We start from the raw sequence: 14,765 nt of genomic DNA on the forward strand, positions 1-14,765 counted from the left end.
AGCCTTTGGGTCTGCCCTTCGGTTTCGGTGCCAACGCGTCATCGCCGCTTCTGCGCCATTTCCTGGTCCAATCTTTGACGAGCTGGTCTGACGACAGGCCAAACTCGCGGGCAAGATCCATTCTTGTCTCGCCGGCAAGGTAGCGTTGGACAACTTCCTTTTTGATGTCGAACGAGTACTGCTGTTTAGTTGGTTTCTCCACAAGACATAGCTTGCCATGCAGCTGAAACCGACGACGCAGCGTACGGGCGGCATACTTGGAGACACCAAGAGCATTGGCAGCGGCTGTATAACCCATGCCTTGCTCAAATAATTCAACCAACTGCTCGCGCTGCTGCTTACTCAGCGAACTCCGTGCTCTCAATGAAAACTGCTCCCCACTAGTCGGTAACTGATTTCTCAGTCCAACTAATGGGGAGCAGTTCAGCTTGTCGCATCGACGGGGATTTTCTCGGTGCACCACCCGGGTGGGTGGCGCGGTCACCGCGGGGTTCCCAGGCTTAGTTGCTGATCCCTGCGGCCAGCTTCTCGATGGATGCCTTCGCATCACCGAGCAGCATGTCGGTGTTCTCGTTGAAGAACAGCGGGTTCTGCGCACCGGAGTAACCGGCACCCATGGAACGCTTCAGCACGATCACGCGCTCAGCCTCCCACACCTTCAGAACCGGCATGCCGGCGATCGGGGAGCCCGGCATCTCAGCGCTCGGGTTGACCGTATCGTTCGCGCCGATGACCAGGACCACGTCGACCTCGTCGAAGTCGTCGTTGATCTCCTCCATGTCCATGACGATGTCATAAGGGACCTTCGCCTCAGCCAGCAGGACGTTCATGTGGCCAGGCAGGCGGCCGGCGACCGGGTGGATACCGAACTGGACAGTCTTACCCTGGTCGCGCAGCTTGCGGGTCAGCTCAGCGACCGTGTACTGCGCTTGGGAGACAGCCATGCCGTAGCCCGGGGTGATCATGATGTTCTTCGCGTCCTTGAGCATCGCGACAGCCTCGTCGGTGTCGATCTCGGTGTGGGTGCCGTCGACACCCTCCGCGACCGCGCCACCGTCGGTGCCGAAGCCGCCCAGCAGGACGTTCAGGAAGGAGCGGTTCATCGCCTGGCACATCACGTAGGAGAGGAACGCGCCGGAGGAACCGACCAGCGCACCGGTGATGATCAGCAGCGGGTTCTGCAGCATCAGACCGGTGAAGGCAGCTGCCCAGCCGGAGTAGGAGTTCATGATGGACACGACGACCGGCATATCGCCACCGCCGATGGCGGCGACCAGGTGCCAGCCCATGAACAGGGCCAGGGCGGTCATGATGCCAACTGCGATCCAGGCGGTGGTTCCCTCGCCAGCGACGATGAACACGACCATGAGCACGAGGCTGACCACCAGGATGGCGACGTTCAGCAGGTTACGAGCCGGCAGCAGCAGGGGAGCGCCCTTGACCTTGCCGGAGAGCTTCAGGCCAGCCAGGATCGAGCCGGTGAAGGTCACGGCACCGATGAAGATGCCCAGGAAGACCTCACCCAGGTGGAAGTTGTAGGCAGCAGCGCCCATCGAGTCGGCGGACTCGGAGACGAAGGAGTTGTACCCGATGAAGACCGCGCCCAGGCCGACCAGGCCGTTGAACAGTGCGATCAGCTGCGGCAGGCCAGTCATCTCGACGGAGTGCGCGCGCTTGATGCCGTAGGCGGCACCGAGGCTCATAGCCAGGGCGATGAGGATGACGGTGACAACCGGGTCCAGTGCCTCGGAATCGGTGGTGGAGTGCACCACAGCCTGGAAGATGGCCACGGCGATGGCAACAGCCATACCGCTCATGCCCAGCGCGTTACCGCGCTTCGCGGTCTCCGGCTTGGACAGGCCAGCCAGTGCCATGAGGAAGAGCACGGCAGCCACGATGTAGGCCAGGTTCGAGATCCGTGCCAGCCAGTCCAGCAGCGTGGCGTTCTCGCCGGTCGCTGCCTGCGAAAGAATCAGAGTGGCAGTCATGGTTTATGCATCCTCCTTAACGAACATGCCGAGCATGCGGTCTGTGATGGCGAAGCCACCGAACACGTTGACGGAGGACACGACGATTGCCAGGAACGCGAGGACCGTAACGATGATATTGGGGCTGTTGACCTGCAAGATCGCGCCGACCAGGACGATTCCTGAAATCGCGTTCGTCTCGGACATCAACGGGGTGTGCAGGGTTGGGGTGACCGCGGAGATCACGTAGAAGCCCAGCACGATGGCCAGGGTCAGGACGACGAAGTTGCCGCTCATGCCCAGCGGGCTGACCAGCACGATCGCTGCACCCAGCAGGATGGCGATGGCCAGGCCGATCTTGGCGAAGGGGCCGCCCATGAAGGCTTGCTTCTCCGGCTCCTCGGCGGTCTGGGCTTCCTGTGCGGGCTGCTTCGGGGCGACGGACACGCTCACCGGTGGTGGCGGCCAGAGGATGGAGGTCTCCTGGCCGTCGTTGAGGGTGACGGTGATGGTGCGGATGATCTCGTCGTCCAGGTCCAGCACGCGCTGGCCGTCCTTCTCCGGGGTGATCAGCTTGAACAGGTTGACGATGTTCTGGCCGAACAGCTGGGAGGCCTGGCCCGGCAGGCGGCCTGCCAGGTCGGTGTAGCCGATGAGGGTGACGCCGTTGTCGGTGACGACAACCTCGCCCGGCTTCGTCAGGGCGCAGTTACCGCCGTTGGCTGCCGCCAGGTCGACGACGACGCTGCCCGGGCGCATGTTGGCGACATCCTCTTCGGTGAGCAGCACCGGGGAGGTGCGGCCCGGGATGTTTGCGGTGGTGATGACGATGTCGGCCTCGGCGGACTGCTGGGAGTAGATCTTCGCAGCGAGTTCCGCCTGGTCCTGGGTCATCTCCTTGGCGTAGCCGTCCTCGGACTTCTCAGCCTCCTCCTGGATGGCGACGAACTCCGCACCCATGGACTCGACCTGTTCGCCCGCCTCGACGCGCAGGTCGGTGGCCTTGACGATCGCGCCCATGGAGTTGGCGGTACCGATCGCGGCCAGACCAGCGACACCAGCGCCGATGACGTAGACCTTTGCTGGCGGCACCTTACCGGCGGCGGTGACCTGGCCGGTGAACAGTCGACCGAAGGCGTTGGCGGCCTCGATGACCGCGCGGTAGCCGGCGATGTTCGCCATGGAGGAGAGCACGTCCATGGACTGTGCGCGGGAAATGCGCGGCACAGCGTCCATCGCGAGCCCGGTGATGCCACGGTTGGCGAGCTCGTTGATGAGCTCTTCGTTGCGGCCTGGAGCCATGCGGCAGATCAGGGTGGCCCCGGAGCGCATGAGGTCGCGCTTGGCCTTGGGTGGGGTGTCGAGGGTGGTGACGATGTCCGCCTCCCAGACCTCCTCGCCTACGATGCTCGCGCCGGCCTCGCGGTAGAGGGCGTCAGGGTAGGCGGCGTCTTCGCCGGCACCAGCCTGTACTTCAACGTCATAGCCGAGCTTGATGAGCTTGCCGACCGTGTCTGGTGTGGCTGCCACCAGCGGCTGGTTCTCACCCGGCTCAACCGGAATACCGATACGCACTTTGTCTCCTGTGCAGTCTTCTGGGGGATAAAAGTTCCAGGTACTGATCGCAACGTAGGGGTGGCGTTGTGACCGTCAAGTGCGAGTAAGTGGTGATTCGCACGAGCGACCCGAAAAACATTGGATCTATATTTATCCCTTTTCCGGAGTGCTTGTCGCGCGCTTTGAAGAATTAAAGGAGAAAAAATGCCAACGGGGGCACCCGATGCCCCGGGTGCCCCCGTTGTTGAAATTGCCGTTTCACCCCCAAAGTGGGGTCAGTATGCCTGCCACTCCGGGCGGTTGGCGTCCACGAAACGGTAAAACTCGGTTTCCTGCAGCTGGGATGCCGCCGCCTCGTCCACGATGACCGTCGCGTGTCGGTGCAGCTGGAGCACGGAGGCCGGCATCATCGCGGACACTGGCCCCTCCACCAGGCGGGCCACCGCATCGGCCTTGTTTTCCCCCGTGGCCAGCAACAACAGGTGCCCGGCGCGGCGGATCGTGCCCAGTCCCTGCGTGACCACGTGGATCGGCACCTCCTCGAGCGAACCGAAGAATCGGGCGTTATCCCGCCGTGTCTGCGGGTGCAGCGTCTTCAGGCGGGTCAGGGAGTCGAAGGAGCTACCGGGCTCGTTGAAGCCCACATGGCCGTTGGTTCCCACGCCGAGGAGCTGGATGTCGATGCCCCCGGCAGCCTCGATGGCCGCCTCGTACTCGCGCCCTGCCTCATCGGTACGCGGGTTCATCCCATCGGGGGTGTGCACCGCGCCGTCGGCGAAGTCCACGTACTGCGTGAACTCGTTGTAGATCGTGTAGTGATAGGACTGCTCGTGATCCTCCGGCAGGCCCACGTACTCGTCCAGCAGGAAGGCCGTGGTGTTCGCGAAGCTCAGGCCCTCGCGGTGCTTGGCGATGAGCTCCCGGTAGGTCAGCAGCGGGGTGGAGCCGGTGGCCAGCCCGATGTTCTTCCCCTCGGAGACGTACCGGGCCATGATGGTGGCCGCGAGTTGCGCGACTTCTTTAGGGGTCTGCCGAATCACAACGTCCATGAGCAGGCGGTTCTTTCCAGTATCGGTCGGCGCAGGTCATTGCGCCGATGGTGTTTATTGAGTCTAACCCTCGTTGCGGTGCTGCCGGTAAAAGCTGATCAGCGCGTCGGTGGAGCCATCCCCGGCGGCCACCGCAGCCGTGCCCCGTACCGCTGGGAGTAGGTCGCTGGCCTGGAGTTTTCCGAACTCTACGCCCCACTGGTCGAAGGCGTTGATGCCCCAGATCACCGATTGCACGAAGGTGATGTGCTCGTAGAGTGCGATCAGCCCACCCAGGGAACGCGGGGTCAGCATGTCCGCCAGGATGGTGGTGCTGGGCTGGTTGCCCGGCATCTCCTTGTGGGGGATCAGCTCCTCGGGGGTGCCCGCGGCGCGCAGCTCTTCAGCGGTGCGACCAAAGGCCAGCACCCTGGTCTGGGCGAAGAAGTTTGCCATCAGCATGTCGTGCATCTTCGTGCCCTCGGGTTGGGTGGTGACCTCGCCGTGGGGGTTGCAGAATCCGATGAAGTCCGAGGGGATGAGCTGTGTGCCTTGGTGGAGCAGCTGGAAGAACGCGTGCTGGCCATTCGTCCCGGGTGCGCCCCAGTACACCGGGCCCGTGGGGACCCCGACCTTGGACCCGTCCAGGCGCACGGACTTGCCCAGCGACTCCATGGTCAGCTGTTGCAGGTAGTCCGGGAATTCGCGGAGGTCCTCGCTATAGGGCATCACCGCGTGGGACTGGGAGCCCAAAAAGTCGCGGTACCACACGCTGAGCAGACCCATCAGGGCTGGCGCGTTGGCATGCAGCGGGGCGGTGCGGAAGTGCTCGTCCACGTCGTGCAGGCCGGCGAGGAATTGGTCGAAGTCCTGCGGGCCGATCGCGGCCATGAGGGTGAGCCCGATGGCGGAATCCACCGAGTAGCGGCCGCCCACCCAGTCCCAGAAGCCGAACATGTTCGCCGGGTCGATGCCGAACTCCGTGACGGCTTCGCGGTTGGTGGACACCGCGACGAAGTGCTTTTCGATGATGGCTTGCCGCTGCGCGCTCGTGTCCGCTGCTACGCCGCGACGCTCCAGTTCGGTGAGGAGCCACTGCTTCGCCGCGCGCGCGTTGACCAGGGTCTCCTGGGTGCTGAAAGTCTTCGAGCTGATGACGAAGAGGCAGGACTCCGGATCCAGGTCATCCAGCGCGGCGCTGAGGTCAGCCGGATCCAGGTTGGAGACGAAGTAGGGCTCGATGCCCGCGGTTCGGTAGGGGCGCAGCGCGGCCGCCGCCATGGAGGGGCCCAGGTCGGAGCCCCCGATGCCGATGTTGACGACCTGCTTGATGGTCCTCCCAGTCACACCCAGCCACCGGCCGCTGCGTAGGTCGCGGCAGAAGTCCCGCATCCGACCGAGGACCTCGTGGACGTCGGCGGCGACGTCCACCCCGTCGACCTGGAAGTCTTGGTCCACCGGGACACGCAGCGCGGTGTGCAGGGCGGCACGGTTCTCGGTGGTGTTGACCGTAGCCCCGGCCATCATCGCGTCGCGGTACTCCGGCAGCCCCATCGCTTCGCCCAGCTGGACCAGCAGCTCCATGACGCGGGCGTCGGCGAGGTTCTTCGACAGGTCGATGTGCAGGGGGCCTGCCTGGATGGTCATGTCCTCGACGCGGGTGGCCTCCTGGTCGAAGATCTCCCGGAGGGTGGTGCCGACGAAGCTTTCCTTATAGTCCTGGAGTTCCTGCCACGGTGCGGTGCTAGTCACCCGCTGTGGGTTGGGTGGGATGCTCACTGCTTGAGTTCTCCTCGGGAGGTGCGTCGCCGGTGAATCTTGGACGTATCGTCACCCAGCCTAGTCGTCTCGGCGGCGGTCGCACGGTAGTGCCACAGCGTGCCCCGCGACATAGCTACCGGTGGGGCTGTGTACCCGCGCGGTGGTCGGTGTCTGATCCCAGCGACCAGCGCTGAAGCACGGTGGCCGACGGTCACGCCCAGCGGCCGGCGCTGAAGCACGGTGGCCGGCGGTCACGCCCGGTGGCACAGTGGGGGTATGGCTACTTCGGCAGAAAACAACACAGCACAGAACACCTCCGATTCAGAGTTCTTCACCACCGTCACCGCCGGCCCGCGGGAGATCACCGTCCCGACGGGGCTGTTTATCAACGGCCAGTGGCGCCACGGCGCGGACGGGGAGACCCTCGGGGTTACCGACGCCGCGACCGGCCAGGAGTTCGTGCGGGTGGCGTCCGCAACGGAAGGTGATGCCCGCGAGGCGATGGACCACGCCGCGAAGGCGCAGCCCGAATGGGAGAACACCAGCCCGCAGGAGCGCGCCGACCTGCTGCGCTCTCTGTATCAGCTGGTGCAGGATCATGCTGATGACCTGGCCTACCTGCAGTCCCTGGAGCTCGGCCGCGCGTTGAAGGACAGCCAGGGCGAAGTCGGCTACGGCGGGGGATTCTTCCGCTGGTACGCCTCCCGCGCTGAGGCCATCGCGGGGGAGTACCGTGTGTCCCCGGACGGCGGTAGCCGCATCATCACCCACCCGAAGCCGGTCGGTCCGGTTCTGGCGGTGACCCCGTGGAATTTCCCGCTGGCGATGATCACCCGTAAGCTCGCTCCGGCGTTGGCCGCGGGCTGCACCATGATCGTCAAGCCCGCACAGATGACCCCGCTGACCGCGCTCTACCTGGCCGAACTCTCCCGCCAGGCCGGCCTGCCGGACGGGGTGTTCCAGGTGCTGCCGACCAGCACCGCGTCGAATGTCTCCGCCATTTTGGACGACGACCGCCTGCGCAAGTTCACCTTCACCGGTTCCACCGAGGTGGGCCAGGCGCTCGCGGCGAAGGCCGCCGAGCGCACCATCCGCACCTCCCTGGAGCTGGGAGGCAACGCCCCGCTCGTCGTCCTCGAGCACGCGGACATGGACAAGGCCGTGAACGCCGCCATTGACGCGAAGATGCGAGGCGCAGGGCAGGTCTGCATCGCCGCCAACCGCATCCTGGTGCACGAGTCGCTCGCCGAGGAATTCACCGCAGCGGTCACCAAGCGGATCGGCGAATTCGTGCTCGGCGCGGGCACTGATAGTGACGCCACCGCAGGCCCAATGGTCAGCGCGGAGCAGCGCGACAAGGTCGCCGAGATGGTTGAGAAGGCCGTCGAGCAGGGAGCGAAGGTGGAGATCGGTGGCTTTAAGCTGACCGAGGACTCCCTGGCGAAGCACCCGGAGCTCAAGACCACCGGCGAGCTTGACACCAACGGCTTCTGGTACGCCCCGACCGTCCTCTCCGGGGTCACCCAGGACTTCGAGATCGCCAACCAGGAGATCTTCGGACCCGTCATGACCATCCAGACCTTCGCCGATGAGGACGAGGCCCTGGCCAACGCCAATGCCACGAACTTCGGCCTAGCCGGCTACGTGGTCGGCGAGAAGCTACAGGAGACGATGGCCTTCGCCGAGAAGATGGAGGTCGGCATGGTGGCCGTCAACAAGGGCCTGCTTTCCGACCCGGCCGCGCCCTTCGGCGGGGTGAAGGAGTCCGGCATCGGCCGCGAGGGCGGCTTCGAGGGCATCGAGGAGTACCTCGAAACCCAGTTCATCACCGTCTCCTACTAGGGGCCGGTCCGGGGGAGTTCCCCCCCAACAGTTAAGGACGCCACCGCCGCGTGCGGTAGCGTCCTTTTTCTTTCTGTCTGCCCTGGTTAGGGTAAGCGGCTTAGTTATTCAGCGCGGCGATGACGTCCTCGTGCAGCAGCCCGTTGGTGGCCACCGCGGAACCACCGTGCGGTCCCGGCTCGCCCTCCACGTTCGTGAAGGTGCCGCCGGCCTCCGCCACGATCGGGACGAGTGCTGCGAGATCCCAGAGGCTGACCTCCGGCTCCGCCGCGATATCCACGGAGCCCTCGGCGACCATCATGTAGGACCAGAAGTCCCCGAATCCACGCAGGCGCCAGGTCTGGTCGCTCAGTCCCACCAGCTGCTCCCGCAGGCCGCGATCCTGCCAGCCGGACAGGGAGCTGATGGAGAGGCTGGCGTCCGCGATCTTGCCCACGCCCGACACGCTCAGGCGGCGTGGCTGAGCAGAAGGGGTGGAGTCCTCGTCGAAAGTATTCGGTACCGAGAAGGAGCGCCACGCCCCGGCCCCAGGGGCGGCCCACCAGCGGCGGCACAGTGCTGGCGCGGAAACCAGACCCACCTTCGGCACGCCGTCCTCCAACAGGCTGATCAGCGTGGCCCACACGGGCACGCCACGGACAAAGTTCTTCGTGCCATCGATCGGGTCGATGACCCACTGGCGGCCCTCGAAGTGCGCTTCGCCGCCGAACTCCTCACCCAGCACGAAGTCGTCCGGGCGGGAATCCGCCAGGATCTCGCGCAGGCGACGCTCGACGGCGGTGTCGGCGTCGGAAACGGGGGTGAGGTCGGGCTTGGATTCGATGCGGAGGTCCTCGGCCTCGAACCGAGCCATGGTGATCTCGTCCGCGGCGTTGGCCAGCTCGAAGGCAAGCGACAGGTCATCGGAGTACGTGGTGCTCATGCCCTGGATCTTAGCCTCAAAAACTAACTGCCGATGAGCGCAGTCTTAACGCTCGCAACAGCCGACTCGGTGCCGGCCACCGACCAGGTCTTGCCCGCGGCCTCGATCTGCTCGGTCACACCACCGGCGCCCTCCACGAGCGCCCGGCCCGGCAGCCAGTCCCAGGCCGCCACGGAGTCCTGAATCCAGCAGCCGAGCTCCCCGGAGGCCACGCCGGCCATGTCCACGGAAGCTGAGCCGAGCATACGGACGGTCGCGAAGTTGCCGGTTACCGCGATCCAGGCGTCCCTAACCTCTGGCACGGAAAACAGCGGTGGGTGCAGGTAGGTGCCGACCACGGTGCGCTCCGCAGGGGTGTTCTTGAACTCCGGGACCGGCTGAGCATCGCGGGTGGTGGGGATCTCCGGGCCACCGAACCAGGTGTAGCCCATGGCGGGGCGGTGCACGGCGCCGAAGATGACCTCCTCCGGGTCATTCGGGTCGCCCTTAACCAGGGCAAGCGCGGAGCACCAGTAGTCCGAGCCGGTGGTGAAGTTATAGGTCCCGTCCACGGGGTCGATCACCCAGGTCCTCCCGCTGGTCCCTTCGCGCCGGGTGCCTTCCTCGCCGAGGACGCCGTCCTCCGGTCGGATCGTCTCCAGCGCATCGGTGATGAACTTCTCGGCGGCCCGATCCGCGGCGGTGACGACGTCGGAGATGGAGGTCTTCGTCTCCGTCTCGAGCCCGGAGGCGCGCATCCGCCACGCCAGGCGGGCGGCGTTGTACACCAGCGCCTGGGCGAGGTGGTTATCGGTGTCGTCGACGTGCGCGACGATGAAGGTTTTGATGATCGCGTTGAGCATCTCCTCCGGCACCGGGGAGTTGCCGGTGGAGGTGGACGTATTCTTTGCCTTAGCCATACATCCCATTGTGCACACTGCCGGGTAGACTTGCGCACTATGCAACCGGATGTGAGCTCTGATCTGAAAGACCTGGAAGGCACCCTGACCACCATCGAGCGGGTGTTGGACCTCGACGAGCTGGACTCGCGGGCCCGCGAGCTGGAGGATCAGGCCGCCGACCCCTCGCTGTGGGACGATCCGGATCACGCCCAGCAGGTCACCTCGGAGCTCTCCCGTGTGCAGGCCAAGCTGAAGAAAATCCGCGAGCTGCGCCAGCGGCTGGACGACCTCCCGGTGCTCTACAACATGGCCGAGGAGGAGGCCGCGGAGGATCCGGCGGCGGCCGAGGACGCCGCCGCGATGGCGGAGGAGGAGCGCACGGCGCTGCGGGCCGCCATCGAATCCCTGGAGATCACCACGATGCTCTCCGGCGAGTACGACCAGCGCGAGGCGCTGGTCAACATCCGCTCCGGCGCCGGTGGGGTGGATGCCGCGGACTGGGCGGAGATGCTGTTGCGCATGTACACCCGCTGGGCCGAGCAGCACGGCCACAAGGTGGATATCTACGACATTTCCTACGCGGAGGAGGCGGGTATTAAGTCCGCGACCTTCGTCATCCACGGTGACTATATGTACGGCACGCTCTCCGTGGAGCAGGGCGCCCACCGCCTGGTGCGCATCAGCCCCTTCGATAACCAGGGGCGCCGCCAGACCAGCTTCGCCGAGGTGGAGGTCCTGCCCGTCGTGGAGCAGACGGACTCCATCGAGGTGCCGGATGCGGACGTCCGCGTGGACGTCTACCGCTCCTCCGGTCCGGGCGGGCAGTCGGTGAACACTACGGATTCCGCGGTGCGCCTGACCCACATCCCAACCGGCATCGTCGTGACCTGCCAGAACGAGAAGTCCCAGATCCAGAACAAGGCCTCCGCCATGCGCGTGCTGCAGGCCAAGCTGTTGGAGAAGAAGCGCCAGGAGGAGAAGGCCGAAATGGATGCCCTTGGCGCGGGCGGCAACGCCTCCTGGGGCAACCAGATGCGCTCCTACGTGCTGCACCCGTACCAGATGGTCAAGGATCTGCGCACCGAATACGAGGTCGGGGACCCGCAGAAGGTCCTCGACGGCGACCTCGACGGGCTCATCGAGGCCGGCATCCGCTGGCGCATGGCGCAGCAGCAGGAGGAGAACGCCTAAGGCGTCAGCCCGTGGATGTAGCCGAAGCGGTGCTCGGTGGTGGCGATGTTCTGCTCCAGCAGCATCGTCAGCAGCTCGCGGTGGCCATCCGGTAGCACCGGCTGGTCGAAGATCTTCGAATTCGAGTCGACCGCGGCCTCGTAGAAGGCATCTGGGCTCTCGCCCAGGGAGCGGATGCGGGAGTTCGCGGCCTTCGAGATCTCCGCGGCGAACACCAGGTCGCTGGCGATGCGGAAGCTCTTGCCCAGCTCACCGAACTGCGCTGCCACCTCCTCGGACGCCGAGATATCCAGCTCCGTGCCGGTGACCGCCGCCCCCAGCTGGAGGCGCAGGACGTCGCGCGCCTTGGCGTCGGCGTTAACGCGGACGCGCAGCGGTTCCAGCAGCGGCTTGTAGCGGAAGACGTTGGACTCCACGACCATCGCCGACTTGTCGTGCTCGACGCCGAACTCCACGGCCATCGCGTGGGCGTCGGACTCCGCTGCCCGGCGGAGCCACTCGTGATCCGCGTCCTCCAGAACCGGGGAGCCGAGCCCGCGGAACTCTCGCAGCAGCTGGGTGATGCGGGGCTCGACCGTCCCGGAGGTCAGCTCCTCGACATTGCCTTCGGTCCACACGCCCTGTTGGGCGACGTAATTCGGGCCGCCGGCCTTCGCCCCGGAGCCAATGGAGGAGCCCTTCCAACCACCGAAGGACTGGCGCTGCACGATCGCACCGGTGATGCCGCGCTCCACATAGGCATTGCCGACCTCGACCCGCTCGCGCCAATAGGCGGTCTCATCGCGGTCGATGGTGTGGATGCCGCCGGTCAGCGCGAAGCCGGTGGAGTTCTGCCACTCGATCGCCTCGTCCAGGTCCTTGGCATGCATGATGCCCGTGACCGGGCCGAAGGGCTCGTTGGTGTGGTACCAACTGCCCGGCTGCACGTTATCGCGAATACCCGGGCTCCACAGGGTGCCGGTCTCGTCCAGCTGCTTCGGCTTGACCAGCCACTTCTCGCCCCTATCGAGCTTGCGTAGCGCCCGGTCCAGCTTCTCGCCTGGGGCCTCGATGATGCCGTTCATGTACGTGGAGATGTCGGTGCCGCGACCCACCTTGATGGACTCCACGGCATCCACCAGCTGGTTCATGAAGCGCTCGTTCTTGGACATCGAGCCCACGGTGATGATCAGGGAGGCTGCGGAGCACTTCTGGCCCGCGTTGCCGAAGGCGGACTGGTAGATATCCTCCACCGCCAGGTCCGGGTCCGCGGCCGGGGTGACGATGATGGCGTTCTTGCCGGAGGTCTCCGCGTTCAGGACCTTGCGCGGGTCCCAGCTGCGGAACAGCTGTGCGGTCTCCGAGGCCCCCGTGAGGATCACGGATTCCACGTCCGGGTGGCTGATCAGGCGCTTGCCAGCCTCGTCCTCGTCGGCGTTGACCAACTGGAGCAGGTCCTCGCCGACACCGGCCTCGCGCATGGCCTCGACGAAGACCTCGGCGATGCGCAGCACCTGGGGTGCGGGCTTGAGGATCACGGCGGCGCCAGCAGCCAGCGCGGCCGTCACACCGCCCACCGGGATCGCCACGGGAAAGTTCCACGGCGGGGTGACCACGACGACCTTGTACGGGGTGAAGTTCGAACCGCGGTGACGGTCCATCTGGCGAGCGGATTCCGCGTAGTAGTGCGCCATGTCGATGGCCTCGGAGATCTCCGGGTCGGATTCCGCGATCGTCTTATCGGCCTCGAAAGCCGCCGCAGAAATCAGGCGGCCACGGTAGTTCGCCAGCGAATCAGCGACCTTGTCCAGCAGCTCGGCACGCTCCGCGCCGGTCTTCTGCCCCCACGCTCCCTCGTGGGTCTCAACGGCACGCTGCACGATCTTGTCGATCTCCGCCGGGTCGGCGACCAGCGGCGACTGTGCCGGGCCTGGGTCGGCCTCCGGGGTGAGTAGAGTGCGGGCCCACTCGCGGTTCTGCGCCAGCGATGGGTCGGTGTCCGGCTCGTTGGCGAAGTTGCCCGGGATGGAACCGCCGGTGGCGCCGACCTTGTCCCTGGCCTCCTGGATGCGGTCCTGGGTGCGGCGCGGGCCGTGGTAGGTATCCCAGCGCTCGGAAACGGCCTTGCGGAAGCGGTTCTCCTGGTTTTCCATCGGCGTCAGGCCGGTGTCGTCGTCCTCCTCCGGGGTAAACAGCGCATAGAGGAAGTTCTGCTTCGCGCCGTTTTCTTCCAGGCGGCGGACCAGGTAGGACACGGCGACGTCGAAGTCCTCCTTGCGGACCACCGGCGTGTACAGGATTAGGTTGCCGGCCTTCTTCTGCACCTCGCTGGACTGTGCGGGCGCCATGCCCTGCAGCATCTCGATGTCCAGCTGGTCCTCGACGCCACGCTTCTTCGCGATCTCCAGCGCAAGCGCGACGTGATAGACGTTGTGGCTGGCCACGCCGATGCGGATGGCCTGCGCGTTTTCCGGGTTCAGCACCCAGTCGATCAAGCGCAGGTAGTTGGCGTCCACTTCCGCCTTCGTGAGGTAGGGCGTCTGCGGCCAGTTGTGCATCTCGGCGTCCACACGCTCCATGGACAGGTTGGCGCCCTTCACGAGGCGCACCTTGATCTTCGCGCCGCCCTTGGCGACGCGCTGCTTGGCGAACTCCGTCAGGCGCTGGAGGGCCTCGAAGGAATCCGGCAAATAGGCCTGCAGCACGATGCCGACCTCCAGGTCGAGGAACTCCTCCTCGTCCAGCAGCTCGGTGAACAGTTCCAGCGTCAGGTCGAGGTCCTCGTAGGCCTCCATGTCGAGGTTGACGAACGTCGGTTTGCCGGACGGGCCCTGGGCCGCCTTCTTGGCCTCGCGGTACAGCGGACGCAGGCGGTCCTTCAGGCGGTCGACGGAGCCGCGGAAATCCCAGTGGTTGAGCTGGGAGACCACGGAGCTGGCCTTGACGGAGACGTACTCCACCTTCGGGTTCCGGATCAGGTCGATAGTCTGCTGCAGGCGTCGCTTGGCCTCCGCCTCGCCGAGGACGGCCTCGCCCAGCAGGTTGAGGTTGAGGGTGAATCCCTTCTCCCGGGCGTCGTCGAGCATCGCGTCCAATGTCTCGGAGCCGGCGTCCAACACCAGGTGGCCGACGGTGGAGCGCAGGTACTTTCGCGCGATGGGCATCACGACGTTCGGCAGGATCGGGGCTGCGATGGAGCCCGCCGTGACCAGGATCGTGTCGATCAGGCCGAGGAATGCCGGGGCCGGCTCGGTGCGCTTGAAGGGGGAGGCGATCTTCGCGAACTCTTCGGCCGCGACCTTGTTGTCCTCCGGCCGGGCCACGCGGTCGACGAAGCTGAAGGTGAACTCGACGCCGTGCGGGTCGTGGACCATGTCGGCCAGCTGCTTCGTGGCTGGGGCGGTTTCCTTGACCTCCAGCCACTTATCGGCCTGTTCGATGGCGACGTCGACGAGGCCCTCCATGTCCTGGTTCGGCGCGAGGTCCTGGTGCGCGGTGTTCTTGCTGTTCTCCGTGTGGGAAGTCATGGTCGCTGTCTCTCTATGTGTGAGGGGTTCCCGTTGTGGCCTGGCTCCACTGCGGTTTTTGGGGAGCCGAAAAGAAGGCCTCGAACGGGCAGGGCAAGAGGGGGACCGGC

Annotated in this window: 10 protein-coding genes; 2 read left to right on the forward strand and 8 right to left on the reverse strand. The window is 65.6% G+C overall.

Going from position 1 to position 14,765, the window contains the following annotated elements:
* From HMPREF3097_RS10065 to pgi, 5 genes are all read right to left on the reverse strand, one after another.
* On the reverse strand, nt 1-364 hold a 364-nt coding region (locus tag HMPREF3097_RS10065), incomplete at its 3' end, for a helix-turn-helix domain-containing protein (protein ID WP_070760622.1).
* A gap of 136 nt (nt 365-500) precedes the next feature.
* Nucleotides 501-1,988, reverse strand: a complete 1,488-nt coding sequence (locus tag HMPREF3097_RS02210) for an NAD(P)(+) transhydrogenase (Re/Si-specific) subunit beta (RefSeq protein WP_070760624.1) — start codon at nt 1,986-1,988, stop codon at nt 501-503.
* A gap of 3 nt (nt 1,989-1,991) precedes the next feature.
* Nucleotides 1,992-3,542: a Re/Si-specific NAD(P)(+) transhydrogenase subunit alpha gene (locus HMPREF3097_RS02215; RefSeq protein WP_070760626.1), complete on the reverse strand. Its 1,551-nt coding sequence runs from the start codon at nt 3,540-3,542 to the stop codon at nt 1,992-1,994.
* 257 nt (nt 3,543-3,799) lie between these two features.
* The gene (nagB, locus tag HMPREF3097_RS02220; protein WP_070760628.1) at nt 3,800-4,573 is read right to left on the reverse strand and encodes a glucosamine-6-phosphate deaminase; all 774 of its coding nucleotides are present in this window, start codon (nt 4,571-4,573) and stop codon (nt 3,800-3,802) included.
* 63 nt (nt 4,574-4,636) lie between these two features.
* Entirely contained in the window at nt 4,637-6,331 is a 1,695-nt protein-coding gene (pgi, locus tag HMPREF3097_RS02225; protein ID WP_070760630.1) for a glucose-6-phosphate isomerase, read from the reverse strand.
* A 258-nt stretch (nt 6,332-6,589) separates the two neighbouring features.
* Here pgi and HMPREF3097_RS02230 point away from each other — a divergent pair, with 258 nt between their 5' ends.
* A complete protein-coding gene (locus tag HMPREF3097_RS02230; RefSeq protein ID WP_070760632.1) occupies nt 6,590-8,155 on the forward strand; it encodes an NAD-dependent succinate-semialdehyde dehydrogenase in 1,566 nt (521 codons plus the stop codon).
* Between the two features lie 100 nt (nt 8,156-8,255).
* Here the strand turns inward: HMPREF3097_RS02230 and hisN are convergent, their stop codons facing one another.
* Both hisN and HMPREF3097_RS02240 read right to left on the reverse strand, forming a co-directional pair.
* On the reverse strand, nt 8,256-9,077 hold the full coding sequence (gene hisN / locus HMPREF3097_RS02235) for a histidinol-phosphatase (RefSeq protein ID WP_070760634.1): 822 nt from the start codon (nt 9,075-9,077) through the stop codon (nt 8,256-8,258).
* A 23-nt stretch (nt 9,078-9,100) separates the two neighbouring features.
* Entirely contained in the window at nt 9,101-9,976 is an 876-nt protein-coding gene (locus tag HMPREF3097_RS02240; protein ID WP_371260062.1) for an inositol monophosphatase family protein, read from the reverse strand.
* A gap of 39 nt (nt 9,977-10,015) precedes the next feature.
* Here HMPREF3097_RS02240 and prfB point away from each other — a divergent pair, with 39 nt between their 5' ends.
* Complete coding sequence (gene prfB / locus HMPREF3097_RS02245) at nt 10,016-11,149, forward strand: peptide chain release factor 2 (RefSeq protein WP_070758753.1); 1,134 nt, start codon at nt 10,016-10,018, stop codon at nt 11,147-11,149.
* Here the strand turns inward: prfB and HMPREF3097_RS02250 are convergent.
* A complete protein-coding gene (locus HMPREF3097_RS02250; RefSeq protein ID WP_070760636.1) occupies nt 11,146-14,655 on the reverse strand; it encodes a proline dehydrogenase family protein in 3,510 nt (1,169 codons plus the stop codon). The two genes, prfB and HMPREF3097_RS02250, sit on opposite strands and share 4 nt — an antisense overlap.
* Between the last annotated feature and the right edge of the window lie 110 nt (nt 14,656-14,765).

It is taken from the genome of Corynebacterium sp. HMSC27B11, from assembly GCF_001815985.1.
GTDB lineage: Bacteria > Actinomycetota > Actinomycetes > Mycobacteriales > Mycobacteriaceae > Corynebacterium.

Bases quoted from the DNA above. Each gene is read 5' to 3' on its own strand.
- HMPREF3097_RS02210 (WP_070760624.1), bottom strand. From the start codon at position 1,988: ATGACTGCCACTCTGATTCTTTCGCAGGCAGCGACCGGCGAGAACGCC.
- nagB (WP_070760628.1), bottom strand. From the start codon at position 4,573: ATGGACGTTGTGATTCGGCAGACCCCTAAAGAAGTCGCGCAACTCGCG.
- HMPREF3097_RS02230 (WP_070760632.1), top strand. From the start codon at position 6,590: ATGGCTACTTCGGCAGAAAACAACACAGCACAGAACACCTCCGATTCA.
- hisN (WP_070760634.1), bottom strand. From the start codon at position 9,077: ATGAGCACCACGTACTCCGATGACCTGTCGCTTGCCTTCGAGCTGGCC.
- HMPREF3097_RS02240 (WP_371260062.1), bottom strand. From the start codon at position 9,976: ATGGCTAAGGCAAAGAATACGTCCACCTCCACCGGCAACTCCCCGGTG.
- prfB (WP_070758753.1), top strand. From the start codon at position 10,016: ATGCAACCGGATGTGAGCTCTGATCTGAAAGACCTGGAAGGCACCCTG.
- HMPREF3097_RS02250 (WP_070760636.1), bottom strand. From the start codon at position 14,655: ATGACTTCCCACACGGAGAACAGCAAGAACACCGCGCACCAGGACCTC.